Source organism: uncultured Tateyamaria sp., assembly GCF_947503415.1.
GTDB lineage: Bacteria > Pseudomonadota > Alphaproteobacteria > Rhodobacterales > Rhodobacteraceae > Tateyamaria.
Genome location: NZ_CANNDS010000002.1, coordinates 537,042 through 562,104 on the forward strand (window position 1 = coordinate 537,042; position 25,063 = coordinate 562,104).

The following is a 25,063-nucleotide window of genomic DNA, read 5'->3' on the forward strand; positions in this document are numbered from 1 at the left end:
TGTCACTCGGTCCCGGTATTCAACTGTCTGATACGCCACCATTCTTCGGTGGAATGTTCTGTCATGCGGACGGTAGGACGGTCCGGCAGACGCAGGTCGATCCGCGCGATGTCGCGCTTCAGCACCTCGTCCACGCCGTCCAGCGCAATCACACGCTCCAACGCCTGCACGGCCCCTTCGGTGGGCAGCATGATGCGTTGATTGCGGTCCAGCACCACGTCCCAGCGGCGGTCGCCCAAGCGCACCAGCCCGCGCAACCGGTCACCCAAAGGCGCACCGGCGTCGATCAGGGCCATGGCTTCGTCCACATGCTTGTCCGCCCCGTCGCCTGCAATCACAGGCAGGTCGGTGCGCAGGCCACGCCGCGCAATCGGGCGCACCAAAGCGCCACCATCATCAATCAGGGTTAAGCCTTCGGGACGCCGCCAGATCGCAACGGGCACGCGCGGCGTGATGTCCACCTGCAAGACCCCGCCCGGACGGATGCGGACGGAGGCTTCCTTGACCGGCGGCATCTCAAGCACCGTGGCGCGAATGGCCGCCGGGTCGAGGTCGAACGAAGAGATCGGAAAATGCAGCGGGACAGCGGTGCGGATGTTTTCTGAAAGTTCAGTGTCGGCGCCGTCAATGGCCATCAGGTTGACCATGAATTCAGGGCGTTCCTCGATGCTCGCCTGCGCCTCGGCCACCGTGGCCTGAATGGCCGCTTGGGTGTCAGGATCGGACAACCACCAGCTTGCCGTCCCGAAACAAAGGGCAAACGGGATGCCCGCACGCAAAAGCAAACGGATGCCCGGCGTCAGCATCATCCGCTGAAAGCGCCAGGACCAGCGCGACGGGGCGGGATCGGAGCGTTTTATCGTGGGCATGACGCGTCCTCCACCATCCAGGCGCACAGCTCACCAAAGGACACACCCGCCGCCTCCGCCTGTTCCGGCGTCAGCGATGTGGGCGTCATGCCGGGTTGCGTGTTGGTCTCAAGCAGGATCAGGCCCTGAGGCCCCTTGGCTTCATCCCAACGGAAATCAGTGCGGCTCACTCCACGGCACCCGAGCGCATTGTGGGCGCGGATGGCAAAGTCGAGGCACATCTCGGCAATCTCGGTCGGCACATCGGCGGGGATCACATGGCGCGACCCGCCGGGCTTGTACTTGGCGTCATAGTCGTACCAGCCATCGGTGATGATGTCCGTCACGCCCAAAGCCCGGTCGCCCATCACGGTGGTGGTCAACTCGCGGCCATGGGCAAATGCCTCGACCATCACGAACTCGGGCATGTCATCATCCAGATGTGGCGGGGAATTGGCCCCCTCCTCCACCAGATAGACGCCGACGCTCGATCCTTCATTGTTGGGCTTGACGACATAAGGGGGCGGCAGCACATGGCCCGCCATCACCTCGTCCTTCGCGCGGATCACGCTGTCCACGACCGGAAGACCCGCGGCGCGGTACACGTCCTTCGTGCGCTGCTTGTCCATCGCCAAAGCCGACGACAGAACACCCGAATGGGAATAGGGGATGCCCAACCACTCAAGCATGCCCTGCACACAGCCATCCTCGCCCCAACGGCCATGCAGGCAGTTCAGAACGGCATCGGGGGCAATGGATTGCAAAACAGCGCACAGGTCGGGGCCAGCATCGACCTCGACCACTTCATGTTTCATGTCCCGTAGCGCGGCTGCGCAGGCCTGTCCCGTCGACAAGGACACCTCGCGTTCCGCCGAGGGTCCACCCATTAACACCGCCACTTTGGGAGCCCTGCTCGACTGACCCGCCATGTGCCTCTAAGTCCCGGAGCCCTTTTGCGGACCCTCAATTATGTGCCGATTTTCGGCCTGCCTGCGCGTCAGATCCTATTCAGGATCACCAACCCGCATAATTTCCCATTCTAGCGTGATACCGCTTGAATCGTAAACCTTTTTTCGCACCTCTTCGCCCAATCCTTCCAGATCGGCAGCGGTGGCCCCGCCCGCGTTGATCAGGAAGTTGGAATGCTTCTCGCTCATCTGCGCCCCACCCCGCCGCGCGCCGCGCATACCCGCATCATCAATGACCTTCCAGGCCTTGAGATCATGCACATCGTCGTCCTTCCCGGTAGACGAGAACCCCGCCGGATTGCGAAAGGTCGAGCCCGCGCTGCGGTCCTTGGTGGGCTGGGTCGCATCACGCTTTGCCAACTGATCGGCCATGCGCGCGTGCAGTGCCTCAGGGTCGGCCTTGGGCCCACGCAAAGTCACATGGGTCAACACAGCGCCCTCGGGCAGATCGCTCTGACGGTATTGAAAATTCAACTGCCTCGCGCTGATGGTGGTCACAGTCCCGTCACGCAACACCACGCGGGCCTCGACAAACACATCCGCGGTGTAGCTGCCATAGCACCCCGCATTCATCCGGACAGCGCCACCAATGGCACCGGGAATGGTGCGTAGAAAGGTCAGGTCCACACCGGCATCAGCCGCCTTGCGGGCGACATGAGCATCCAGCGCGGCAGCCCCGGCCGTCACAGTATCGCCCTCGACCTCGATCCCGTTGAACCCACGGCCCAAGCGGATCACCACAGCCCGCAAACCACCATCGCGGACAATCAGATTGCTGCCCACGCCCATGGGAAACACCGGCACGGATGGATCAAGGGCGCTCAGAAAAGCGCTCAGATCCTCAACATCGGCAGGTTGGAAAAACCAGTCAGCCGGGCCGCCCACACGCAACCAAGTGAGGCCGGACAGGTCCTTGTCGGGGGTCAGGGTTCCGCGCACGGCAGGCAGGTCATAGCTCATGGCGCCGCAATGCCGCGCCGTCAGGCCAAGGTCAAGCCGTGCTGCGTTGCCGCGCCAGCCAACGGAAGACAGAGCCCCCGATCACACCCGCCAAAAGCGGCGGCGTGCACAGGATTGCGGCCAGATACGGCGCACCCCAATCCTCCGAAGGAATGTTCAAAATCAACACGATGGTCGTCGCCAAAGCGATCACAACCACACCAAGCGTGCGCAACATCGCCTTGCTGGCCAGCATCCAGCCACCTGCAATGCCAATGGCCAACGCACTCAACGTCACGACATAGATCATCGGACCATTCTCCCTTTCACCCAGCGGCTCAGATAAATAACGGGCCAGCGCAGAATGCTCATGCCGGCCACCATGACGGCAATGCCAGCCCACGGCCCGTGTTGCCATGTCACGTAGCCGATGATTGGAATACCGACTGCAATCAGGACATAGGCGTTGGTCCAATGGTTGTCCCGGCTTGGCATCATGGCAAGCACATTGGCAATCACGGCCCAAAGGCATGCAAGAATAAGGGAAATGCTCATGAGCGCAGCTCCGGCGGAAGAGATGGATTTTGACCACGGGCCTTGGCCCAGAGGTAACGAAGCGGGTTGCGGAACATCGACACAAACGCAGCCAGGGCCAACAGACCCGCCCACCACGCAATGCTGATGCCAACCCAAAGGATCAGGACAGGCGCCGCAACAAGCAACGCAATGCCCGGAAAATACTGATGCCGCATCGGCAGCATGGCCACGACGGTGGCGGCAAACACCCATGCGATACACGCCCACAACAGCATCACACACCCCCGCCAAACCGTTTGCCCAACGTCCAGCCCACCATCAGCGCAAGGGCCGCAGGGCCTGCGAAAAACAGGGGCGATCCCTGCGTGCCCGCGATCAGGTTGTAGACGCTCAGGATCAGACACAGCACGACAAGAGCGCCAAGAACCATGGGCAGATTTCGCATACGCAGCAGGATGCCAATCGGCAGCATCAAGAGGGCGAATATGATTGCCAAGGTGATCATGTCACCGATCCAAACACATGAATGGTTTCATCACGGCCACGTCCAAAAGCGCCAACTCCGATGCCAGCCCACCAGCAGCCCGACAATCGAAATCGCAAGCATGCTGACAAACGTCCATGCGTGCTCATCAACTTTCGTAGCCAACAAGGCGATCAAACTGACCATGACAATGCCAGCACCCCACACGAGCAGTAAAAGCTTGAGCCATGCCCGCGCGCCATTCAGACGGAAAAAATATCCGAACCCAAGTGAACCAATGCCCATTATCAATACATGCTCCAAGCCTAGGGTCACCTAAGCAGCCCCCTTGTGCAACCGCGCGGGCAAACCATTCGCCCAGGCGCTGATCGACCCGGCCCCAAGGCACACGACCATATCACCGGGCCGCGCCTGTTCGCGGACCAGCCGCTCCAGATCGTTCTCGTCCACGACGGCGCGCGCATGGCGGTGGCCGTGACGGATCAGGCCCGCCACCAGATCGTCCCGGCTGGCACCCTCGATCGGGTCTTCGCCAGCAGCAAACACATCCCCAATGCCTACGACATCCGCGTCGTTGAAGCAGGAACAGAAATCCTCGAAATGATGGTGCAGCCGCGTATACCTATGCGGCTGGTGAACCGCGATAACGCGGCCTGATGTGGCTTGACGTGCAGCTTTCAACACGGCGGCAATCTCGGTTGGATGGTGGCCGTAATCGTCGATGATCGTAACGCCCTCAACTTCGCCCACACGGGTAAACCGGCGGTTAACGCCCCCGAAATTGGCCAAAGCGGTGCGAATTTCATCTGCTTTCATGCCCAAATGTCGGGCAACGGCGACGGCAGACAGGGCGTTGGAGACGTTGTGATCGCCGGGCATGGGCAGGCTGCACCCTTCGATCACCTGATCCTCAGCCTGCAACGCGATATCGAAATGCGCCACGCCATTTTCATAGGTCAGGTTCATCGCCCGCACGTCCGCTTGCGCGTTGAACCCATAGGTGGTCACACGGCGGTCGGTGATCTTGCCCACAAGCGCCTGCACATCCGGATCATCGGTGCAGCACACGGCCAGACCATAGAAGGGAATGTTGGACACGAAGTCATAGAAGCCCTGATGCAGCGCCTCTTCGGTGCCCCAATGCTCCATATGCTCGGGGTCGATATTGGTCACGATGGCGATGGTCGCGGGCAGCCGGTTGAAGGTGCCGTCACTCTCATCGGCCTCAACCACCATCCATTCGCCGTCCCCCTTGCGCGCGTTCGATCCATAGGCATGGATGATGCCGCCATTCACGACCGTGGGGTCAAACTTGCCCTCGTCCAGCAGGGCCGCGACCATGGTGGTCGTGGTGGTTTTGCCGTGTGTTCCAGCCACGGCAATATTCGACCGCAGCCGCATCAGTTCCGCCAACATCTCGGCCCGCCGGACAATGGGCAGGCCCAGCGCCCGCGCCGCATCCAGTTCCGCATTGCCCGGCTTGATCGCGGACGAGATCACGACAACCTCGGCTGTTTCAACATTCTTGGCGTTCTGACCGACAAAGATATGCGCACCCAGTTCCTGCAACCGGTCCGTGATGGGTGTCCGCTTCAGGTCCGAGCCCTGCACGTTGTACCCGTGGTTCAACAGCACCTCTGCAATACCCGACATGCCGATCCCGCCGATGCCGACAAAATGAATGGGCCCCACGTCTCCGGGCAGTTTGGTTGCGGCATTCATTCGGCATTCCCTTTCTGGCTGAGGGTTTCGACCATATGGACAAGGTGTTCTGTGGCGTCGGGCTTTGCCACGCTCAACGCGGCGTTCGCCATCTGCAATGCGCCACCGGGATTGTCCAGCACCGCATTGATCTGTTCCGTGACGTTCTGAACGTTCATGTGACTTTCCGGGATCAGAATGGCCGCGCCTGCGTCCACCAGCCCCCGCGCATTGGCGGTCTGTTCGTCGCGAATGGCGGACGCCAACGGCACCAGAATAGACGGACGCCCAATAATAGAGATATCCGCAACTGACGACGCCCCCGCCCGGCTGATGATCAACTGCGCCTCCGACATCCGCCGCGGCACATCCTGAAAGAACGGCTGCACATCGGCCGTGATCCCGCTCTCGGCATAAAACGCCCGCACCCGCTCCTCATCCTCACCCCGGGCCTGATGGCTCACACGGATATTGCGAAGGCGCTCCATAGATAGGCTGGCAATGGCAGGTGGAATGACATCGGACAGGATGCGCGCGCCCTGACTGCCGCCAATGACCAGTATTTCCATCGGATAGTCGCCCGGCTGGATATAGGCGGCCCCCGCCCGCTCCAGCACAGCACCACGCACCGGGTTGCCCACATGCACACCCTCAACCCCTTCGGGCAAGGCCGTGGGCCACGTCCCGCAGGCGACGGCATCGACACGCTTGGCCAACAGCTCATTCACCCGGCCCAGCACCCCGTTCTGCTCATGGATCATACGCGGCAGGCGCAGCACCGTCGCCGCAGCCATCGCCGGAATGGTCGGATACCCGCCAAAGCCCACCACGACCGCAGGCTTATCGCGCATCAGCTTGGTCACAGCCCCCAGCACACCGCCCGCAATGCGAAACGGCACGGCGGCCTTTGCGACCAAACCGCCACGCGCAAACGTGGCCGAAGACACCTGCTCGATCTCTGTGGTATGGGGAAAGCCCCCGGTATAGCGCGCGCCCCGCGCATCGGTGCTCAGCTTCACCCGCCAGCCCCGCGCCAGCATCGCCTCGGCCAGCGCCTGGGCCGGGAACATATGCCCGCCCGTGCCGCCCGCAGCGATCAGAAGAAGCGGCTGGCTCATCTGCGCCGCCCCAGCAAATCCGAAATCTCGCCCTGCGGACGCGACCGCGTAAAGGCCAGCAACATGCCCACGGCGATGCCCGACGCAATCACAGAGGACCCACCATAGCTGACAAAGGGCAAGGTCATGCCCTTGGCTGGCAGCAACCGCACGGCCACGCCCATATTGATCATGGCCTGCACCCCAAACATGCAGGCAAGGCCCGTGCCCGCCAACCGAATGAACGGATCACGCTCGCGCATCAGACGCATCAACGACCGGACCACGATGCCGGAATAAAGCGCAATGATACACAGAACGAGGATCAGACCATACTCCTCCGCCGCCACGGCAATGATGAAATCCGTATGGGCATCGGGCAAGGACCATTTCACCTGCCCCTCGCCCACACCGACGCCAAACAACCCACCTTCCTGAATTGCATTGGTGGCATAGCCAAGCTGCGTACGCGGATCGACATCGGGGCTCAGAAAGCCATCAATGCGGCGGGCAAAGTGCTCCGAATTGGAATAGGCGATGGTGCCCGCAGCCACGACCAAACCGGCCATACCGACCAGCAGAACCATGGGCGCACCGGCCACAAAATACATCACACCCCAGCCAAACAGGACCAGACAGGCTTGGCCAAAATCCGGCTGCAGGGCGAGCATGAGAACAATGGAAATACACAGGGCAAAGGACCACGTCCGCCCCGGCGGGCCATTCAGATCCTGACTGGCGGCCAGCATCCATGCAGCAGCGACAACAAAACCGGGCTTCAAAAACTCCGACGGCTGGATCGATGCAAAGCCCATGGAATACCACCGCACAGCCCCCTTGCCAAAATCGGTGCCAAAGAACGGCAACAGGGCAAGGGCCACAAAGGACACCAAGAACCCCAGCACCGCCAGACGGCGCACCACAACGGGCGACATCATCGACGTGATGATCATGACGACAAGCGCGACAACACCAAAAAACGCCTGCCGGGTCACATAGTGAAAGGGGGGAAAGCCGTTCTTCTCGGCCAACGGCACGGATGCCGCCAAACCCAGCAACAGGCCAATGGCGAACAGAAAAAGCACGCAGCTCAACGTCCACCTGTCGACTGTGCGCCACCACTTTGGAAGAATGGGTTCGCCGTCCCGAACCGGAACCGCACCATAGACCATCTCAGTCATGATCTGCCGCCTTGCTGCCTGTCTCTGCCTCATGCCGACGGTTGACCCGACGTGCATGGGGCGCAGCATAGCGACAAACAGCCGCGCGGGCCAGCCTTAGTTTACTGGCCCGCAGGCAGGCTTACGCCGCCTTGTGGGTGCCCCGGATCGGGTAGTCATTGGCACGCACAAAGTTGATGCCGTTCAGCACGCCTTGCAGGTCGGGGCGCAGGAACGGCGCGTTGGACACATCGACCATCTGGATGCTGCCCTCCCCGTTTACGACAAACAGGCCGGGCTCCGCAAACGGGCGGTCGGTTTCGTTCGGACTGCGCGGGTCGGACACATACAGTCCCAGCGTCTTCATCTGCTCCACGGACATCCCATGGCCCAGCCTGATGCTCAGCCCCTTTTCCTCGGCCATGGTCTGCGCCTTGTCTTGCGGATCGCCCGATACGGCCACAACATCCACACCCGCCTCATTGAACTGGCTCTCAAGCTCTTGCAACTGCGCCAGATATTTCTTGCACAAGGGGCAGTGCAGACCGCGGTACACGACCACCAATTGCCAATCGTGCCCACCTTGCGGCGCACCCAATGTCAACGTCCCGCCGCCCAATTGGGCAACCTCGAATTTCGGAAAGTCAGAGCCAGCGGCCAAAGCAGTCATATCGGGAACCCCGTGTAAATTTGCGTTGCATCCCACCTATGCGGACATCCCAAGGCTGCAACCCCATCCGCTTGACCCTTTCTGTGCGATGCTGCACGGGGACGTCATGGACTACGACACGCTTGTCATCGGGGCCGGAGCGGCTGGCATGATGTGCGCCGCCCACGCGGGCGGGCGCGTTTTGCTTGTGGATCACGCCAAGGCGCCGGGCGAAAAAATCCGCATCTCGGGCGGCGGGCGCTGCAATTTCACCAACATTTATTGCGACGCCAATGCGTTCATCAGCGAGAACCCCCATTTCGCAAAATCCGCCCTTGCCCGCTACACCCAATGGGATTTCATCGCGCTGGTGGACCAGCACGGCATCCCCTGGCATGAAAAAACGCTGGGCCAGCTCTTTTGCGACACCTCCGCCAAGGACATCATCGCCATGCTGCGCGGCCTGCTGCAATCGTCAGGGGTCGAGACGCATTTGCAAACCGAGGTTACGGAATTTGCAAAGAGTAACGAAGGCTTCACATTTACCCTCAACGGCACCCGAGAACTCACTGCCCGCAATGCGGTCATCGCCACGGGCGGCAAGTCCATCCCCAAGATGGGCGCCACCGGCTTTGCCTATGACATCGCCCGCCAGTTTGGCCACCGGGTCACGCCCACGGACCCCGCACTAGTGCCCTTCACCTTCCCCGACCGCCGCTTCGCCGACATCTCGGGCGTCGCCTGTCCGGCCCGTGTCACTGCAAACGGCCCCGGTTTCGACGAAGCACTGCTTTTCACCCATCGCGGCCTGTCCGGTCCTGCCATCCTGCAAGCCTCCAGCTACTGGGATGCGGGCGATCCGATCACCGTCCACCTCGCCCCGGACACCGACCTCGCCGCGATCCTGCGCGACAAACGCACCAGCGACGGCAAGAAGGCCCTGACAACCGAACTCTCCCGCCACCTGCCCGCCCGCCTCGTCGATCATCTCAGCACGCAGATGGACCTCTCGGGCCGCTTGGGTGACCTGTCCGATGCCCGCATCGACGCGCTCTCCCACGACCTCAGCCACTGGCACCTCACCCCCGGCGGCACCGAAGGTTACCGCACGGCAGAGGTCACCCGCGGCGGTGTGGCCACAGACCAGATCAGCTCCAAGACCATGGAATCCCAAACGACGCCCGGTCTCTATTTCATCGGCGAAGCGCTCGACGTGACAGGCTGGCTGGGGGGCTACAATTTCCAATGGGCCTGGTCGTCCGCCATGGCCACCGCCCGCCATCTCGCCTCGCAAAACTGACCGGCCGCGAAAGCGCGCAGCACCCGGTTGCTCCACGGTGCGGCTGGTAGCTTTTGCCGCGCTGCGCCCGTCGGATCAACGGTGTGGCTGGCAGCTTTTGCAAGCAAAAGCAGTCCCTGCCACTGATTGCGCCTGCCTTCGCAGTCGGGAGACTATGCGCCCAGATGCTCCACGGTGTGGCTGACAGCTTTTGCATGCAAAGCAGTCCTTGCCACTGATTGCGTCTGCCTTCGCAGTCGGGAGCCGGTGCACCCGGAAGCTCCACAGTGTGGCTGACAGCTTTTGCAAGCAAAAGCAGTCCCTGCCACTGATTGCGCCTGCCTACGCAGTCGCAATCGATCTGTCTCGGAGCCGCGTTCGCCTGAGACCGAACAGACTGGGGATGGGCTGACGGGCAAGCTGAAATGCGGAGGGTCCGTGCAAGCGGAAACCGTATTTCAGCTTGAGCGGCAGACCAGCCCCAGTCAGGCACGGATCAGGCGGGCGTGGATACGAGGCAGAGTTCTGTCTTGGTGAGCGTGAAGCTCATCCCAAATCAATAATGTCGTGCGCGCGAAGCGCGCTCCGCTGGATCACATCCGTCTCTTTCTACAGATCAATGGTGTGGGGCCGCGCATGCGCCTCGCGCATACGCTCACCCCACCGCCCCCTTTTCGCGACGCGAAAAGGGGCTGTCACAACCGCCGCGTCACCTGATCCACGAAATCCTCACCGCGCCGCTCAAAGCTGTCATACTGATCAAAACTCGCAGCCGCAGGCGCCAACAACACCACGTCGCCGCTTTCCGCATCATCCATGGCAGCAGCGACAGCCTCCGCCATCGTCCCACACACCTGCGCCTCAACATCCAACTGCATCGCAAACTGCGCCGCCTCGCGCCCGATGACATAGGCCTTCTTCACTCGACCCGACACAGCATTCAACGGGTCCAACCCGCCCTCTTTCTGCAACCCGCCACAAATCCACCGAATGTTCTCAAAGGCGGACAAAGCCTTGGCCGCACTGTCCACATTCGTAGCCTTGCTGTCGTTCACATACCGCACGCCCGCCGCCTCAGCGATGGTCTGACTGCGATGCGGCAGACCTGCAAACTCATGAAACGCCTGCTCAATCACCTTTGGCGCCACCCCCACGGCACGGGCAGCGGCATAAGCGGCACAGGCATTCTGATGGTTGTGCGCCCCCGGCAAGCCCGCAACACCGCGCAAATCCACCGACGCCACCTGACGACCCTTGCGAAACTCGGCCAAAAACCCCTTCTTCGCAAAGACCTGCCACCCCGGCCCGGTCAGCTTCTCCTCAACCGACACACGGATAACCCGGTCATCGCCATTGCCCTCGGACAACTGCCCCGCCAGGAACCGCCCCTCATGCTCATCCACACCGATGACAGCGCGGTCCGGCCCCCCTTCGGCAAAAAGCCGACGCTTGGCTGCAAAATACCCGCCCATGCCCGCATGACGATCCAGATGATCGGGGGACAGGTTGGTAAAAACGGCCACATCGGGGGTCAGGCTCCGGGCCAGATCGGTCTGATAGCTGGACAACTCCAGCACCACGACCTCGCCATCATGGGGCGGCTCGATATCCAGCACACCGCGCCCGATATTGCCGGCCAACTGGCTGGGTCGGCCCGCCACCTCCATGATGTGATGGATCAACGCACAGGTGGTGGACTTGCCGTTCGACCCGGTCACCGCAATCACGCGCGGGGCGGTGTCAAAGCGGTTCCACTCGGACGTCGCAAAGGATTGAAAGAACAGACCAATATCGTTGTCCACCGGCACACCAGCCGCCCAGGCCGCCACAATCACCGGGTTCGGAGCCGGGTACAAATGCGGGATACCGGGCGACACGATCAGCCGCGCGACATCCTCAAAAGCACCGTGGGTCCTGAGATCGGCACAGGCAAAGCCCTCGGCCTCGGCCCTCGCGCGCGCATCCGGGTTGTCGTCCCAACAGATCGGCACAGCACCCCCGGCCTCCAGCGCCCGCGCCGCCGACAGACCGGACCGGCCCAGCCCCAGCACCGCAACCTTGGCGCCCGACAAACCAAGGACAGGGATCATCGCAGCAGCCCCCGGGGGCTTTGCCCCCAGACCCCCATGGTATTTCCAGTCAGAAGAAACATCATCACCACGCCTTTTCGTGCCGGTCGCGAAAGAACTTGCCGGTCAGGTCCGCAGGGGCATCCAAGGCAAGCCACAGGGCCGTATCAGCACCCTCTTCCAGCGTGCGCGGCGCGGCCTGACCCCCCATGCGCGTGTGCACCCAACCGGGGCACATGGCATTGACGCTGACACCTTTGGGCAGATCACGGGGCAAAGCGTGGCTCAACGCGTTCAGCGCCGCCTTGGCCACACCGTACCCGCCGGGGCCTTCCAGCCCCTCGTCATAGGCGCCCCACCCGGAACTGACATTGATGATCCGCCCTTGCCCGGCCTGTGCCATATGCGGCAGGCACAACAGGATCAGCTCGAAGGGTGCGTGAAACATCACCTGCATGGATCGGCGCAGCCCCTCGGGATACGCAATCATGCTGTCCTCGATCAGGATACCGGCATTGTTGATCAGAATATCCACCGGGCCTGCCGCGTCGATGGCCGGGGCAAACGTGTCAGGCGCTTCCAAATCCAGATGCACTGAAGTGCAGCCCAGATCGGCTGCAGCGCTGGCCCCGGCCTGCGCATCGCGCGCACCGATGACCACATCGCAGCCCCGCGCGATCAGGCCTTGGGCCATGGCATAGCCAATCCCCCGATTGCCCCCGGTCACCAATGCCCGCATGATGTCGTCCCGTCGTTTATTTGGATGTCAGAGGTCTCACGAAACCCGCGCCTCGGCAAGAGGGGGCGGCAGCGGCACGCAGGCCCAATGTGTTTTCCGGAAGGTCCGTAGGGTGGGCTTTCAGCCCACCATCCCCCCGGTGCAAAACACGCCACTCATTCAAAACATCAACCCGTAGGGCGGGCTTCAGCCCGCCATCCACCAGACACCAAACAGCAAAACGCCCCCACAACAGGCGTTCTGTACGCAAGCCACCACACCACCGCGCTTCACGCCCCCCAGCGCAACCCCGCGCAACCCCGTAGGGTGGGCTTTCAGCCCACCATCCGCGCGGTGCCAAACAGGCAAACGACCTCACGCAGGGTGCGCCTTAACACCCCAGCGCAACCCCGCTTAAGTCAGTAGGGCGGGCTTCAGCCCGCCGCGACAGTGCAAAATCGCGACCCCCACACAGGTCAAGCGCCACCACCTGCGCGCCCGGCCAACAGAATGTCGAGGTTTTTCCGAACGGTCTGCGTCTGCGGATGGTCCGATCCAAATACCGCCTCGGACATCGCCAGCGCCTCACGAAAGAGCGGCTCCGCCTCCTCAATCCGTCCTGTGTCCTGAAGCAAATCCGCAAGGTTATTGAGCCGGACCGCCACATCAGGATGCCGACCACCCAACACCTCCCTGCCAATCTCCAGCGCCTCACGAAAGAGCGGCTCCGCCTCCTCAAACCGCCCCGTGTCCCGGAGCAGACCCGCAAGGTTGTTGAGCCGGATCGCATAGTCCGGATGCCGCTCATCCAATACGTCTCGATCAATCTCCAGCGCCTCACGGTAGAGCGGCTCCGCCTCCTCAAACCGTCCAAGCGACCGGTAGCTTTCCGCAAGGTTGTTCAGCGCAGTGGCGGTCTTGGGGTCTTGCTCTCCAAATTCTAGTCGCGCCAGTGAAACAAGCATCTCCTCCACTGCCACGGCTTCCACGCTGCGCCCCGACCACTGCAGAAGCCTGCCTGCCGCGATCAGCGTGTCATAGCATGGGTCTAACCGCGCCGCCTTTGCGTAATGCTCCGCCGCCTCGCCCCACCGCACCTCGGCCTCGGCAATCTCTCCCCGCCCGAACGCAGCTCGTGCTGCGTTCTGCACCTCCAGATCAGCGCGCGCTTCGACCTCGGCAAAAAGGTCATCCGCGACGGAATAGTCGCCCTTCTCCAACGCAGCCCGCGCCTCTGCCAACCGATCCCCGCCAATCTCGTTGCCCAGCCGCTCCAGCCGGGTTTCCAAGTCAGCGATGCGCGCCTTGGCTTCGGCCAAAGCCGGTTCAGGATCGGCAATCTGGCGCTCCAGTTCGGCCAACTGTTGGCGCAATACTTCACCTTGCCCATCCGGCGACTCTGCGATCTCTTTTCGAACTTCCTCTGCGCGGGCGTCCAAACGGCGTTCGAATTCTTCCAGTGATAAGGTCACAATCGGACCATTGGAGGAGTTTAGTGGGTTGCCGCCTGTGTCACTGCCGCGTTCACCAGATGGTTTTCGTTGAACAAGCCACCAAATCGCAGACAGGATTGCCCCTGCAACAACCGCGAATACACCAAATGCGGCTGCGATTGCCGAGACACGGTTCTGGTTGTCTTCAACACCGAACCAAGACCAAACGGCCAAGCCAAATTCTACGAACCAATCCACTTGTAACGCCCTCAATTCCCCAAAGGCACCATACCAGCATAACGCGCACCGCAAAGCCGTTTTCAACCCGCGTTCTCCGGGGCCCCAATCCTTAACAACGTCTAAAGACGCCGCCGTAAGTCCTTGAAATTCAATATGGCGCGTGCTGTCCCAGCGTGGGACGCACCCTTATCGGACCTTCAAAGTGGCCAGCCCAATCATCGCGAGGATCAGCGAAATAATCCAGAACCGGATCACGATCTGAGGCTCCGCCCAGCCCTTTTTTTCATAGTGGTGGTGGATGGGTGCCATCAAAAACACCCGCTTGCCCGTCCGCTTGAAATAGAGGACCTGAATGATCACCGACAGCGCCTCGACCACGAACAGCCCGCCCACAATCGCCAGCACCAGTTCATGTTTGGTCGCCACCGCGATCGCCCCCAATGCCCCGCCAAGCGCCAGCGACCCGGTGTCGCCCATGAACACGGCCGCAGGCGGCGCGTTGTACCACAGGAACCCCAACCCCCCGCCAAACAAGGCGGCCGCAAAGATCAGCAATTCGCCCGTTCCCGGCACGTAATGCACATCCAGATACTCGGTGAAATCCACCCGCCCCACAGCGTAGGCAATGATCCCCAGCGTGCCGCCCGCAATCATCACCGGCATGATCGCCAGACCATCCAGCCCATCCGTCAGGTTGACCGCATTTGCAGCCCCCACGATCACGATGATGGAGAACGGGATGAACAGCACACCCATATTGATCAGCACGTCCTTGAGAACGGGCACCGCCAACTGGTTCTGCAGCGCCTCAGGGTGGCTGATCGTGGCGAAATAGGCGGCTATGCCAGCAATCAAGAACCCCAGCAGCAGCCGTACCTTGCCCGGCACCCCGGCTGTGGTTTGCTTCGACACCTTGGCATAGTCATCGGCAAAACCGATCAGCGCGAAGGCCAGTGTGACGCCGATGACAATCCACATGAACGGGTTGTCCCACCGCGCCCACAAGAGCGTGGATGTCGCCAAAGCTCCTACAATCAACAAGCCCCCCATGGTCGGAGTGCCCGCCTTGGAAAAATGCCCTTCAGGACCGTCATCGCGAATGGGCTGCCCCTTGCCCTGCTTGCGCCGCAGCACTGCAATCAGTGGACGACCAAACAGAAACCCAAAGATCAGAGCCGTCAGAAATGCGCCCCCGGCCCGGAACGTGATGTAGCGGAAAAGGTTGAAAAAGTCCCCGCCATCCGAAAGTGCCGTCAACCAATAGAGCATGCCTGCCTGTCCTACGCTTTATCTTGTGGGTCTTCGCCCTTGTCCACCGGATGGCCCATTTTACGGATCGCGTCAACGACGCGGGCCAATTTCATGCTGAGCGAACCCTTGACCAAAACCACATCTCCACTGTCCAGACGCCTCCGCACCTCTGCCGCCATCTCGTCCGAGGTTTCGGTCCAAAGGCCCCGCTTTTCCGTAGGCAAAGCATCGTGCAGGTGTTTCATCAGCGGCCCAACGCAGTGGATCATGTCTATTGCCGCGACCGCCTCAAGCGCCGAGATCTCTGCATGCATCGCTGGACCATCATTGCCCAACTCTTTCATATCGCCCACAAAAGCGATGCGCCGCCCTTTGCTGACGCGGCCGATGTCGTGGGTGACTTCTGCCGCCGCCAACACCTCCAATGCCGCCGCCATGGACGTCGGGTTGGCATTGTAGCTGTCGTCGATCAACTCAAGTGTCAGATGCGTTTCCACCGGGTCCAGCACGATCACCTCGCGCGCCCCGCGTCCCTCATAGGGCGACCACCGGCCCAGCGATTGCGCAGCCAAAGCCAAATCGGCGCCCAACGCCTCTGCTGCGGCCAATGCGCCAAGGCCGTTCATGGCATAGTGCTTGCCAACCGCCCCTATCTTGAACAGGAGCGGCGCCTCATGCGCCTCTGCCTGCACCACGGTTGTGTCACGCCCGAGATCAACCGATTTCAGTTTGAAATCAAAGCCGTGTTCGCCAAAGCCAATGTCGCGCCGCTTGGCATCATGAGCCTTGGCCTGCAGGATGGCCGCCGTGGAACAGTCGTTGTTCAGCACTGCCGTGCCGCCATATTCCAGCCCATCGATGATCGACGCCTTTTCCAGCGCAATCCCTTCGATATTCTCGAACGCCTCCAGATGTGCCGCCGCAACGGTGGTGATCATCGCCACGTGGGGCCGCGCCATTTTTGCAAGCGGTGCAATCTCTCCGGGGTGGTTCATCCCGATCTCGATCACCGCGTATTCAGTCTCGGCAGGCATGCGCGCGAGTGTCAGCGGCACACCCCAATGGTTGTTGTAGCTCGCCACGCTCGCATGTGTGCGCCCCTGATCCGAGAGGATCGCGCGCAGCATTTCCTTGGTTGATGTCTTGCCCACGGACCCCGTGATCGCCACTACGCGCGCCTCTGTCCGGGCGCGAGCTGCTTGGCCCAATGCCTCCAGACCCGCCAGCACGTCCTCCACGATCAAAAGCGGCGCATCTTCGGCCACACCTTCAGGCACATGGGTGACAAGGGCGGCCGCCGCACCATTCTCCAACGCCTGCGCCACAAAATCGTGCCCGTCGCGCGCGGCTTTCAAGGCCACGAACAGATCGCCCGGTTGCAAGGTGCGTGTGTCGATCGACACGCCTGTTGCGGCCCAATCGGTCGTCGCGCGCCCACCCGTTGCGTCCGCAGCCTCAGCCGCTGTCCAAAGCGTCATGTCAGTCGTCCTTCCAAAGCGGCCACCGCCACGCTGGCCTGCTCAACATCGTCAAAGGGCAGCACATCATCGCCCACGATCTGCCCGGTCTCATGCCCCTTGCCCGCGATCAGCAGTGCGTCGCCGGGGCCAAGCGCATCGACTGCGCGCAGGATCGCCTCGGCCCGGTCGCCAACTTCGGTCGCGTCAGGACAACCCTCCATCACCGCAGCCCGGATCAGAGCCGGATCTTCGGACCTCGGGTTATCATCCGTCACGAACACGAGGTCGGCGTTTTCTGCCGCCGCCGCCCCCATGAGGGGTCGCTTGCCTGCATCCCGGTCGCCACCCGCGCCCACGACGGCAACCAAACGGCCCATCACATGCGGGCGCATCGCCTTAAGCGCAGTCGCGACCGCATCCGGCGTGTGGGCGTAGTCCACGAACACCGCCGCGCCGTTTTCACGCGTGGCGGCCAGTTGCATCCGCCCCCGTACAGTGCCCAGATGCGGCAGGGTTTCGAACACACGCGCAGGCTCCGCCCCGCAGGCAATGATCAAGCCACAGGCCAGCATCACGTTGTCGGCCTGAAAGCCGCCGATCAGCGGCAACCGCGCGGTATAGGCCTTGCCCTCATATTCAAACCGCACGTCCTGCCCGGTCGCGTCAAAACGTTGCGCCGTAAGGTGCAGATCACCACCATCGCGGCCCACGGCCAGCACGGTCTGACCGCGCGCCCGCGCAATGGCCGCCATGTCCACGCCGCGCGCATCGTCCAGATTGATGACCGCTATGCCATCCTCGGGCAGCACACGTGCAAACAGCCCCGCTTTGGCGTCAAAATAGGCCTCGAACGTCTCGTGATAGTCCAAGTGGTCCTGGGTAAAGTTTGTGAACCCAGCTGCCTTCAACGTCACACCATCGAGCCGCCGCTGGTCCAGCCCGTGCGAGGATGCCTCCATCGCGGCATGGGTGATCCCGTTTGCCTTTGCTTCGGCCAAGGTTCGGTGCAAGGTGATCGGCTCGGGCGTCGTATGGGCCAGCGGCGCAGTCCAGGCCCCTTCCACCCCCGTCGTGCCAAGGTTCACCGCAGGCAGACCCATCTCAAGCCAGATCTGGCGCACAAACGTGGACACGGAGGTTTTCCCATTGGTGCCGGTCACGGCGACCATAACCTCGGGCTGTCCACCAAACCACAGCGCTGCCGTCCGGCTCAATACCTCGCGCGGGGCGTCGGTGATGACAACGGCCACGTCCCCCAGCCAATCGGCGGCCAAAGCGGCCCCTTCGGCATCGGTCAGAACGGCTGACGCGCCCATGCGCACCGCGTACTGAATAAACTCCGCCCCATGCACGCGACTGCCGGGCATGGCGGCGAACAGGAACCCGTCCTTCACCTCGCGGCTGTCGACGGCAATGCCGGTGATGTCGGGATTGGCCCCACCCCGGGCCGTCAGGCCCAGCGATGAAAGTGATCGTGCCTGCGCGCCCATGTCTTGGCCCTAGGTTTTGGGTGCGATGCGCACCTCAGTTGCTGCTGGTCAGCGTTATATCAGCGAGGGTGGCAGGTTCAACGCTTGGCCGCAGGCCCAGAAGCGGTGCAATCCGGCCAATCATTTCAGCAGCCACTGGCACAGCCGTCCAACCAGCGGTGCGGCGCGGCTTATCGCCGGAGGTTTCCACCGGCTCATCCAGCGTCACCACCAGCACATATTTCGGATCATGCGCGGGGAACATCGTGGCAAAGGTCGCGATGGTCTTGTCGTCATAGTACCCACCGCGTGGCTTTGGCTTGTCCGCGGTTCCGGTCTTGCCACCGACAGCATAGCCCGGCACCTCGCCCATGCTGGCGGTGCCAGAGGTCACGACCTTGCGCAGCATGTCACGTGCTGCGCGGGCAGCGCCCTCACTCATCACGCGTTCGCCCAGACGGGGGCCGTGCTGTTTCAGGATCGTAGGCGCCACCACATGCCCGCCATTGGCAATGGCCGCATAGCCCGCCGCAAGATGCATGGGCGACGACGACAGTCCGTGCCCGTAACTCACCGTCACCGCACTCAGATCGGTCCAGCGTTTCGGCAGCAACGGCTTACCAGTGCGCGCCTCGACAATCTCGAACGGCGTGGCCTCAAAGAAGCCCAGTGATTTCAGGAATTCCTGTTGCCGCTCGATCCCGATCTGCAAGGCCATGCGGCCTGTCCCCCGGTTCGACGACTTCACGATAATATCGGCCACGCTCAGCTTGCCGTAATTCTTGTTGCGGAACTCACCAATCCGGTGGCCGCCCACGCGCATCGGACCCGACGTGTCGATGATGGTCGACGGGGACACCAGCCCCAAATCCACAGCCTGCGCCGCGGTAAAGATCTTGAAGGCCGAACCCAGCTCGTACACTCCCTGCACCGATCGGTTGAACAGAGGGCTGTCGCTTTGATCGCCCTTGGTGGCAGGACGTGGGCGGTTGTTCGGGTCGAAATGCGGGAGCGACACGACCGAGATCACCTCACCCGTATGCACATCCATCAGAACAGACGTCGCCCCCTTGGCGTTCATCAGCCTCATGCCACCATACAGCACCCGCTCGGACGCGGCCTGCACCGTCAGATCTAAGGACAGCTGCAATGGCTTTTGCCCATTGGCGGGATCGCGCAGATAGTCATCAAACTGCTTTTCAACACCGGCCACGCCGATCACCTCGGCGGCACTCACGCCCTCTTTGCCAAAGGACGCGCCACCCAGCACATGCGCCGCGAGCGAGCCGTTGGGATAAAGGCGCATGTCACGCGGGCCAAACAGCAGGCCGGGATCGCCGATCTCGTGCACGGCCTGCATCTGCTCGGGGCTAATTTTCTTGCGAATCCACAGGAACTTACGCTTGCCGGTGAAATCCTTCAGCAGGTCCTCTTCCTTCAGATCGGGAAAGACCGCCGCCAACCCCTTGGCCGCAGCCGCAGGGTCCACCATGTGCGGCGGCTGGGCATACAAAGCGTGGGTTTCGAAATTCGTCGCCAAGAGCCGCCCATCGCGGTCTACGATGTCGGCACGGGCCGCAGAAATGGCCGCCCCTTGGGCACTGGCGCGCGGCTCAACCGGCTCGGACGTGGCCAATAGCCCCATGCGCACGGCGACCGTGACAAAGGCGCAAAAGAAAAACAGACCTAGGACCAGAAGCCGCCCCTCGGCGCGCTGGCGTGACCGGTCGCGCATCTCTTCATGGCGGGCGCGCAGGTTCTCACGCTCGATGGCTTCGGTGCTTTCACCCGCCGCACGGGCAGGCAGGATACGGGCCAGAGGGCGCAGGGGGGTGCGGGTCATGGTTGCTGCTCCAACTCGCCGGACACTTCGACGGCATTGTCGATGATCAACGTGGGCGGCGCGGGGTATGCCACCTCATCCACGTGACCAAACTGATCAGGCCGGAACGGCAACAGGCCAAGGCTGTCAAAGTTGATGTCGGCCAGATCGCGCAAACGGTCGGGGCGGTTCAGATACGCCCACTCGGCCTTGAGCACGGCCAAACGAGAGTGCGCCGCACGGATATCGCGGTGCAGCCGGTCTGTTTCAGCCAGCGACTCCTGCGTGGCGTAGTTCTCGCGGTAGGCCCAGAACGCCAGACCGATCACACCCAACGTGGTCAAAATATACAAAACCGTGCGCATCAAATGGCCCCTCTGACCTGCGGCATACCAATAGACTTCGCGTCAATCTCTCCGGGTGCTGCGTCCGTGCGCACCGCCACCCGCAACTTGGCCGACCGGCTGCGCGGGTTCATCTCCAACTCGTCCTTGTCCGGACCAATCGCCTTGCGGGTCCGCAATTCGAACTGAGCCGGGGCGCTTTCCACCTCTGGCGCATAGCGGTTGGCATTGGCCTGCCGTCCGCCGCGCGCGGTCATGAACCGTTTGACCATCCGGTCCTCAACCGAATGAAAGGTCACGACAGCCAGCTTGCCACCGGGTTTCAACGCGCGCTCCGCGGCCATAAGCCCCTGATACAGCTCATCATATTCATTGTTCACCGCAATGCGCAGAGCCTGGAAACTGCGCGTGGCGGGATGCGACTGGCCGGGTTTGGGGCGCGGCAGGCATTTTTCGACCACAGCCACCAATTCCAGTGTGGTGGTGATCGGACGCGCCGTGATGATCGCCCGCGCGATGCGACGCGAGGCGCGTTCCTCGCCATACTGAAACAGGATGTCGGCCAAAACACCCTCATCCGCTTCATTGACAATATCCGCAGCCGACGGCCCGTCCTGTGACATGCGCATGTCCAGTGGCCCGTCCTTCATGAAGGAGAACCCACGCTCTGCCTGATCCAACTGCATGGAGGACACGCCAAGGTCCAAGACCACACCATCAAGAACCTGACCGTACTCGTCCAGCTTGGAAAACACGCCGGGCTGCATGGTGATCCGGTCGCCATAAGCATCCGCCCAGCTTGCCGCCATCTCAAAGGCCAAAGGATCGCGATCCACCGCAATCACGCGGTCCGCACCGGCCTCCAGCAATGCTCGGGTATAGCCCCCGGCCCCAAAGGTGCCATCCAGCCAAACGCCTTCGATGGGCGCGCATTCCTTCAGGATCGCGTTGATCAGAACCGGAATATGTGGCCCCCCAGCCGACATTTAACCCAGATCCCCGTCCAAATAGGCGGACGGGTCCAGATCCGGGTCGAACCCGTCATCGTCCAGCGCCGCGATGCTCTCGTCATAGGCGTCGGGCTGCCAAATCTCGAACGTATCGCCCGAGGACACAAAACGCGCCATGCCGTCCAGACCAATCTTTTGGCGCAGCTTGGCGGGCAGCACGATGCGGCCCGTGTCGTCCACAACAGTCTCTATGGATTGCGCGGAGTACAACCGCTCCATCGCCTTCCGCTTGGCCGAGCCGCGCGGGAATTTTGCAATCTTGTCGTCCACCTCATCCATGGCCTCAATGGTGAAGCCTTCAAGGTAGTCGCGTGTAGCGCCGCCATAGACGATGATGATGCGGGGTGGCAGGCCGTCGGTCCAGTCAGGGTCGCAGGCTTCGATCACACGACGAAACGAGGCCGGGATAGACACCCGCCCCTTTGCGTCCACCTTGTGGTCGCTTTCGCCTCTGAACCTGCGTGCCACTGTGTTGGCCCGTCCCTTTGTACCGTCGCGCATCCGCGCGTTGCCTTCTGTCCGTCGCGCCCCCGCGCTTGCATTCCCCAGTTGCCTGAAAAGAAAACGGCGGGTTGATCTGCTGCCACTGATCAACCCGCCGCCCTCGTCCCGCTGAGCGGGAAGTCCAGCTGCGCGCGCCACCTGGGGGGATGTCTGCTCGCTCGCGCGCCGGATCTCTGGTCTGATGAAAGCGAGGTGCCTGTATGAAACCTGCTAGAGTTTTGTTGTCTGCGTGGGGTCGTTTGTTGCCCCGTGCTCGTTCTCATCTGATGTCATTAGGTATGACGTGGGAAAACATGGGACGCAATGGTTTTTTACGGATTACTGAGGGAAAATAGATCGTTCTAAGCCATAGAAATAAAGGGCGCGCGGTGTAGTTTCGACAATCCGGCGCATATAATGTTGAATAGGTGGGTATCTACACAACATATTGTGCTTATCGGTGCAGGATCAAAACCTCCCACAATTTCCCAAAAAAATGTACTCTCCGAGCGCCCACCGCTTTATGTTTTTCTTTTGTTCTCAGCGAATAACACCCGCATTAACAAAAATTGATTCGCTTCACCCCTGAATCGCACCCGATGGCCCATGATTTCCCACACCACGTCCCATGAACGCCCATCCGGCCCATGAAATCCCTTGTGTCCCCACCCGCAGTCAGGGAAACACAGGCATTCAGTCACGAGGTTCCCCATGTCACACGCCATCCGCATCTTCACACACGCCGTATCGATGGTGTTCCGCGATCTCGGCGCCACACTCCGCGCGACATCCGTGGGCGTCATCCTGATCGCCCTGGCGTCCGCCCTTCTGATCGCCATTGCGCCCGGCCTTGCCAGCGGCGTCACGACGTTTGATGATCCGGAGGCGCTGGCGCAGATTCCCAATTTCGGACTGGTGGTGCCAGCCTTCTTCCTTATGGCGATCGGGTATCTGGTCATGATCGCTGCATGGCACCGCTTCGTGCTGCTGCCCAACGACCGTCGGGACGAAGGGTTCACACCCAACGCAGGCATCGTGCTGGGCTATCTGGGCCGCAGTATTCTGCTGGGCCTCGCTGTTGGGTTGCTGGCCATCCCCCTGTTCGTCGTGATCGGCATCGTTGGGGCGGGCGCAGGCGAAGTTGTCGCCAGCATTGTTGCCATTCCCCTGATCGCTTTGATGGGATGGCTCTTGCTGCGTTGGAGCCTGATCCTCCCCGCCTGCACCATCGGCCGAAAAATGACGTTCAAGGAAAGCTGGGAGGCGTCAAAGCCGCTGGCGGGCACGATCTTTGCCATCATGATTATTCTGGCGGTGGTCGACTTTGCCCTGAACTTCGCCATGGCCGCAGTGATCACGGATAACGTCATCAGCGCCATCATCAGCATCATCGTGTCAGTGTTCTATGCACTGGTCAGCGCCAGCATCCTCACGACACTCTATGGCATCGCTGTCGAAGGGCGCGAGGTCTAGGCCATCCCGCCCTTCACCAACCCTTCGGCAATGCGGGCATAGGCGTCGGCCATCGGCCCTTCGCCCGCGGCCACCGGCGTGCCGCCATCGCCAGCCAACCGCGTTTCAAGATCAATCGGCAACGCGCCCAGCAGGGGCACACCCATTTTGTCGGCCTCTGCCGCCACGCCACCCTGACCAAATATCTCGTGTTGTGACCCGCAATCGGGGCACACAAACATCGACATGTTCTCGATCAATCCCAGCACAGGCGTCTTCAACGTCGCAAACATGTCCAGCGCCTTGCGCGCATCAATCAGCGCTACATCCTGCGGGGTGGACACAACAATGGCACCCGTCAGTTCGGACTTGGTGCACAGGGTCAACTGAACGTCCCCTGTACCGGGGGGCAGATCGACAAGCAGAACATCCAGCTCGCCCCACTCCACCTGCCCCAGCATCTGCTGCAACGCGCCCATCAGCATTGGCCCGCGCCAAACCACGGCCTTGCCCTCTTCCATCATGAAGCCGATGGACATGAGCGTCACACCATGGGCGTGCAGTGGAATGATGGTCTTGCCATCGGGTGACGCGGGGCGCTTGTTCACACCCATCATGCGGGGCTGACTTGGTCCGTATATATCAGCGTCCAGCAAACCGACCTTGCGGCCCTGCCTGGCCAAAGCCACGGCAAGGTTCGACGACACGGTCGACTTGCCCACCCCCCCCTTGCCCGACCCGATGGCCAGAATGCGCTGTACACCGCTTGGCTTGGTCGGGCCTTCCTGCGGCTTGGGGTGCCCGCCGATCTTCAGGCTCGGCGGGGCGGGCTTGGCGGCAGGGCCATGGGCGGTCAGGGCGACACGCGCCTCTGCCACACCATCCAGATCGCGCACAAGCTGTTCGGCGGCGGCGCGAATGGGCTCCATCCGGGCGGCCATCTCGGGCGTGGGGGCCTCGATCACAAACTGCACGGCGCCATCATTCACCTGCACGGCGCGAATCAAATCGCGACTGACAAGATCCCCTCCGTCCGGCATCCCGACACGCGCCAACGCGTCCATGACATTTTGTTTCGTAATGGCCATGCTCGATTTCCCCGCTTTATGGTTAAAGAAATGGCACAAAATTCGCGTCTTGCAAGAGCCGCCGACATGCCCCTGCGTAAACGCCGCATCGTTGTGCGCAATGCCCGACATTTCAACCAGAAGCCTATGCAATTGCTGCATGGCAGCATTGTCTCGGTATCCATTGTGCACCCGCAGCATTGGCTTATATTCAGGTCAACGAAATGAGCATGAGGCAAGAAAACATGGCCTATTACAACAACGTAGCACAACGCAGCGACCTGGTAGAACGTCTTCTGGGCTCCGTTGCACACGCATTCGAAGCCGCTGCAGAGCGTCGCGCCAAACAGCGCATCTACCGCAGCACGTTTAACGAGCTGAACGTTCTGTCGAACCGCGAACTGGCCGATCTGGGCCTGCACCGGTCCGAGCTGAAGCGCGTGGCTTGGGAATCTGCTTACGGCACAGCTGCCTGAGCACGGAACACACGGATCAGATGGCCCTCTTCTCCTCCCTGGGGCATCTGAAATTGGCGGCGGCGCCTTCCTCCTCCCTGGCGTCGCCGCACTTTTAACAACCGCGA

The 25,063-nt window shown here is 61.7% G+C and carries 26 protein-coding genes; 3 read left to right on the forward strand and 23 right to left on the reverse strand.

The annotated features are described in order from the left end of the window. Positions 1-2: 2 nt before the first annotated feature. The 12 genes from Q1A32_RS13800 to Q1A32_RS13855 form a co-directional block, all read right to left on the reverse strand. Positions 3-869, reverse strand: coding sequence for a cell division protein FtsQ/DivIB (locus tag Q1A32_RS13800; RefSeq protein ID WP_299654183.1), 867 nt, complete (start codon positions 867-869; stop codon positions 3-5). Then, a complete protein-coding gene (locus tag Q1A32_RS13805) occupies positions 857-1,777 on the reverse strand; it encodes a D-alanine--D-alanine ligase (RefSeq protein WP_299654186.1) in 921 nt (306 codons plus the stop codon). Before Q1A32_RS13805 ends, Q1A32_RS13800 begins: the two co-directional genes overlap by 13 nt. A gap of 75 nt (positions 1,778-1,852) precedes the next feature. Next, the gene (gene murB / locus Q1A32_RS13810; RefSeq protein WP_299654189.1) at positions 1,853-2,776 is read right to left on the reverse strand and encodes a UDP-N-acetylmuramate dehydrogenase; all 924 of its coding nucleotides are present in this window, start codon (positions 2,774-2,776) and stop codon (positions 1,853-1,855) included. A gap of 31 nt (positions 2,777-2,807) precedes the next feature. Beyond that, entirely contained in the window at positions 2,808-3,065 is a 258-nt protein-coding gene (locus tag Q1A32_RS13815; protein ID WP_299611979.1) for a hypothetical protein, read from the reverse strand. Beyond that, complete coding sequence (locus Q1A32_RS13820) at positions 3,062-3,310, reverse strand: DUF2484 family protein (protein ID WP_299654192.1); 249 nt, start codon at positions 3,308-3,310, stop codon at positions 3,062-3,064. The genes Q1A32_RS13815 and Q1A32_RS13820 overlap by 4 nt, the downstream gene beginning before the upstream one ends. After that, positions 3,307-3,567 (reverse strand): DUF2484 family protein, encoded by a 261-nt coding sequence (locus Q1A32_RS13825; protein WP_299654195.1) that lies wholly within the window; start codon positions 3,565-3,567, stop codon positions 3,307-3,309. The genes Q1A32_RS13820 and Q1A32_RS13825 overlap by 4 nt, the downstream gene beginning before the upstream one ends. Beyond that, a complete protein-coding gene (locus Q1A32_RS13830) occupies positions 3,567-3,797 on the reverse strand; it encodes a hypothetical protein (protein ID WP_299611976.1) in 231 nt (76 codons plus the stop codon). The genes Q1A32_RS13825 and Q1A32_RS13830 overlap by 1 nt, the downstream gene beginning before the upstream one ends. Positions 3,798-3,827: 30 nt before the next feature. Next, positions 3,828-4,091: a hypothetical protein gene (locus Q1A32_RS13835; RefSeq protein ID WP_299611975.1), complete on the reverse strand. Its 264-nt coding sequence runs from the start codon at positions 4,089-4,091 to the stop codon at positions 3,828-3,830. Beyond that, positions 4,092-5,498, reverse strand: a complete 1,407-nt coding sequence (murC, locus tag Q1A32_RS13840) for a UDP-N-acetylmuramate--L-alanine ligase (RefSeq protein WP_299611974.1) — start codon at positions 5,496-5,498, stop codon at positions 4,092-4,094. Further along, a complete protein-coding gene (locus Q1A32_RS13845) occupies positions 5,495-6,595 on the reverse strand; it encodes a UDP-N-acetylglucosamine--N-acetylmuramyl-(pentapeptide) pyrophosphoryl-undecaprenol N-acetylglucosamine transferase (RefSeq protein ID WP_299654198.1) in 1,101 nt (366 codons plus the stop codon). Before Q1A32_RS13845 ends, murC begins: the two co-directional genes overlap by 4 nt. After that, positions 6,592-7,755 carry a putative lipid II flippase FtsW gene (gene ftsW / locus Q1A32_RS13850; RefSeq protein ID WP_299654201.1) on the reverse strand — a complete coding sequence of 388 codons (1,164 nt, stop codon included), beginning with the start codon at positions 7,753-7,755 and terminating at the stop codon, positions 6,592-6,594. The genes Q1A32_RS13845 and ftsW overlap by 4 nt, the downstream gene beginning before the upstream one ends. 121 nt (positions 7,756-7,876) lie before the next feature. Beyond that, on the reverse strand, positions 7,877-8,404 hold the full coding sequence (locus Q1A32_RS13855) for a peroxiredoxin-like family protein (RefSeq protein ID WP_299654204.1): 528 nt from the start codon (positions 8,402-8,404) through the stop codon (positions 7,877-7,879). Positions 8,405-8,510: 106 nt separating this feature from the next. Here Q1A32_RS13855 and Q1A32_RS13860 point away from each other — a divergent pair, with 106 nt between their 5' ends. Further along, complete coding sequence (locus Q1A32_RS13860) at positions 8,511-9,683, forward strand: NAD(P)/FAD-dependent oxidoreductase (RefSeq protein ID WP_299654208.1); 1,173 nt, start codon at positions 8,511-8,513, stop codon at positions 9,681-9,683. Between the two features lie 674 nt (positions 9,684-10,357). On the opposite strand, the gene murD is transcribed toward Q1A32_RS13860, so the two are convergent. The 10 genes from murD to mraZ form a co-directional block, all read right to left on the reverse strand. Further along, positions 10,358-11,752, reverse strand: coding sequence for a UDP-N-acetylmuramoyl-L-alanine--D-glutamate ligase (gene murD / locus Q1A32_RS13865; RefSeq protein ID WP_299654211.1), 1,395 nt, complete (start codon positions 11,750-11,752; stop codon positions 10,358-10,360). Between the two features lie 64 nt (positions 11,753-11,816). Next, positions 11,817-12,470: an SDR family NAD(P)-dependent oxidoreductase gene (locus tag Q1A32_RS13870; protein WP_299654214.1), complete on the reverse strand. Its 654-nt coding sequence runs from the start codon at positions 12,468-12,470 to the stop codon at positions 11,817-11,819. A 455-nt stretch (positions 12,471-12,925) separates the two neighbouring features. Further along, on the reverse strand, positions 12,926-14,140 hold the full coding sequence (locus Q1A32_RS13875) for a tetratricopeptide repeat protein (RefSeq protein WP_299654217.1): 1,215 nt from the start codon (positions 14,138-14,140) through the stop codon (positions 12,926-12,928). Between the two features lie 168 nt (positions 14,141-14,308). After that, a complete protein-coding gene (gene mraY, locus Q1A32_RS13880) occupies positions 14,309-15,391 on the reverse strand; it encodes a phospho-N-acetylmuramoyl-pentapeptide-transferase (RefSeq protein ID WP_299611959.1) in 1,083 nt (360 codons plus the stop codon). A gap of 11 nt (positions 15,392-15,402) precedes the next feature. Next, positions 15,403-16,851: a UDP-N-acetylmuramoyl-tripeptide--D-alanyl-D-alanine ligase gene (gene murF / locus Q1A32_RS13885; RefSeq protein WP_299654220.1), complete on the reverse strand. Its 1,449-nt coding sequence runs from the start codon at positions 16,849-16,851 to the stop codon at positions 15,403-15,405. Further along, entirely contained in the window at positions 16,848-18,323 is a 1,476-nt protein-coding gene (locus Q1A32_RS13890) for a UDP-N-acetylmuramoyl-L-alanyl-D-glutamate--2,6-diaminopimelate ligase (RefSeq protein WP_299654223.1), read from the reverse strand. Before Q1A32_RS13890 ends, murF begins: the two co-directional genes overlap by 4 nt. A gap of 34 nt (positions 18,324-18,357) precedes the next feature. Continuing rightward, a complete protein-coding gene (locus Q1A32_RS13895) occupies positions 18,358-20,145 on the reverse strand; it encodes a penicillin-binding protein 2 (RefSeq protein ID WP_299654226.1) in 1,788 nt (595 codons plus the stop codon). Next, positions 20,142-20,489, reverse strand: coding sequence for a cell division protein FtsL (locus Q1A32_RS13900; protein ID WP_299654229.1), 348 nt, complete (start codon positions 20,487-20,489; stop codon positions 20,142-20,144). The genes Q1A32_RS13895 and Q1A32_RS13900 overlap by 4 nt, the downstream gene beginning before the upstream one ends. After that, positions 20,489-21,454, reverse strand: coding sequence for a 16S rRNA (cytosine(1402)-N(4))-methyltransferase RsmH (gene rsmH, locus Q1A32_RS13905; protein ID WP_299654232.1), 966 nt, complete (start codon positions 21,452-21,454; stop codon positions 20,489-20,491). The genes Q1A32_RS13900 and rsmH overlap by 1 nt, the downstream gene beginning before the upstream one ends. Continuing rightward, positions 21,455-21,979 (reverse strand): division/cell wall cluster transcriptional repressor MraZ, encoded by a 525-nt coding sequence (gene mraZ / locus Q1A32_RS13910; protein WP_299654235.1) that lies wholly within the window; start codon positions 21,977-21,979, stop codon positions 21,455-21,457. It lies immediately after the preceding gene. Between the two features lie 693 nt (positions 21,980-22,672). Here mraZ and Q1A32_RS13915 point away from each other — a divergent pair. Then, complete coding sequence (locus Q1A32_RS13915; RefSeq protein ID WP_299654238.1) at positions 22,673-23,434, forward strand: hypothetical protein; 762 nt, start codon at positions 22,673-22,675, stop codon at positions 23,432-23,434. Here the strand turns inward: Q1A32_RS13915 and Q1A32_RS13920 are convergent. After that, entirely contained in the window at positions 23,431-24,501 is a 1,071-nt protein-coding gene (locus Q1A32_RS13920; RefSeq protein WP_299654242.1) for an Mrp/NBP35 family ATP-binding protein, read from the reverse strand. The two genes, Q1A32_RS13915 and Q1A32_RS13920, sit on opposite strands and share 4 nt — an antisense overlap. Positions 24,502-24,704: 203 nt before the next feature. Between Q1A32_RS13920 and Q1A32_RS13925 the strand changes: the two genes are divergently transcribed. Beyond that, positions 24,705-24,956, forward strand: coding sequence for a DUF1127 domain-containing protein (locus tag Q1A32_RS13925; RefSeq protein WP_299654245.1), 252 nt, complete (start codon positions 24,705-24,707; stop codon positions 24,954-24,956). The last annotated feature ends 107 nt before the right edge of the window (positions 24,957-25,063 follow it).

Bases quoted from the DNA above. Each gene is read 5' to 3' on its own strand.
- Q1A32_RS13800 (WP_299654183.1), bottom strand. From the start codon at position 869: ATGCCCACGATAAAACGCTCCGATCCCGCCCCGTCGCGCTGGTCCTGG.
- Q1A32_RS13805 (WP_299654186.1), bottom strand. From the start codon at position 1,777: ATGGCGGGTCAGTCGAGCAGGGCTCCCAAAGTGGCGGTGTTAATGGGT.
- murB (WP_299654189.1), bottom strand. From the start codon at position 2,776: ATGAGCTATGACCTGCCTGCCGTGCGCGGAACCCTGACCCCCGACAAG.
- Q1A32_RS13815 (WP_299611979.1), bottom strand. From the start codon at position 3,065: ATGATCTATGTCGTGACGTTGAGTGCGTTGGCCATTGGCATTGCAGGT.
- Q1A32_RS13820 (WP_299654192.1), bottom strand. From the start codon at position 3,310: ATGAGCATTTCCCTTATTCTTGCATGCCTTTGGGCCGTGATTGCCAAT.
- Q1A32_RS13825 (WP_299654195.1), bottom strand. From the start codon at position 3,567: ATGCTGTTGTGGGCGTGTATCGCATGGGTGTTTGCCGCCACCGTCGTG.
- Q1A32_RS13830 (WP_299611976.1), bottom strand. From the start codon at position 3,797: ATGATCACCTTGGCAATCATATTCGCCCTCTTGATGCTGCCGATTGGC.
- murC (WP_299611974.1), bottom strand. From the start codon at position 5,498: ATGAATGCCGCAACCAAACTGCCCGGAGACGTGGGGCCCATTCATTTT.
- Q1A32_RS13845 (WP_299654198.1), bottom strand. From the start codon at position 6,595: ATGAGCCAGCCGCTTCTTCTGATCGCTGCGGGCGGCACGGGCGGGCAT.
- ftsW (WP_299654201.1), bottom strand. From the start codon at position 7,755: ATGACTGAGATGGTCTATGGTGCGGTTCCGGTTCGGGACGGCGAACCC.
- Q1A32_RS13855 (WP_299654204.1), bottom strand. From the start codon at position 8,404: ATGACTGCTTTGGCCGCTGGCTCTGACTTTCCGAAATTCGAGGTTGCC.
- Q1A32_RS13860 (WP_299654208.1), top strand. From the start codon at position 8,511: ATGGACTACGACACGCTTGTCATCGGGGCCGGAGCGGCTGGCATGATG.
- murD (WP_299654211.1), bottom strand. From the start codon at position 11,752: ATGATCCCTGTCCTTGGTTTGTCGGGCGCCAAGGTTGCGGTGCTGGGG.
- Q1A32_RS13870 (WP_299654214.1), bottom strand. From the start codon at position 12,470: ATGCGGGCATTGGTGACCGGGGGCAATCGGGGGATTGGCTATGCCATG.
- mraY (WP_299611959.1), bottom strand. From the start codon at position 15,391: ATGCTCTATTGGTTGACGGCACTTTCGGATGGCGGGGACTTTTTCAAC.
- murF (WP_299654220.1), bottom strand. From the start codon at position 16,851: ATGACGCTTTGGACAGCGGCTGAGGCTGCGGACGCAACGGGTGGGCGC.
- Q1A32_RS13890 (WP_299654223.1), bottom strand. From the start codon at position 18,323: ATGGGCGCGCAGGCACGATCACTTTCATCGCTGGGCCTGACGGCCCGG.
- Q1A32_RS13895 (WP_299654226.1), bottom strand. From the start codon at position 20,145: ATGACCCGCACCCCCCTGCGCCCTCTGGCCCGTATCCTGCCTGCCCGT.
- Q1A32_RS13900 (WP_299654229.1), bottom strand. From the start codon at position 20,489: ATGCGCACGGTTTTGTATATTTTGACCACGTTGGGTGTGATCGGTCTG.
- rsmH (WP_299654232.1), bottom strand. From the start codon at position 21,454: ATGTCGGCTGGGGGGCCACATATTCCGGTTCTGATCAACGCGATCCTG.
- mraZ (WP_299654235.1), bottom strand. From the start codon at position 21,979: ATGCGCGACGGTACAAAGGGACGGGCCAACACAGTGGCACGCAGGTTC.
- Q1A32_RS13915 (WP_299654238.1), top strand. From the start codon at position 22,673: ATGTCACACGCCATCCGCATCTTCACACACGCCGTATCGATGGTGTTC.
- Q1A32_RS13920 (WP_299654242.1), bottom strand. From the start codon at position 24,501: ATGGCCATTACGAAACAAAATGTCATGGACGCGTTGGCGCGTGTCGGG.
- Q1A32_RS13925 (WP_299654245.1), top strand. From the start codon at position 24,705: ATGAGCATGAGGCAAGAAAACATGGCCTATTACAACAACGTAGCACAA.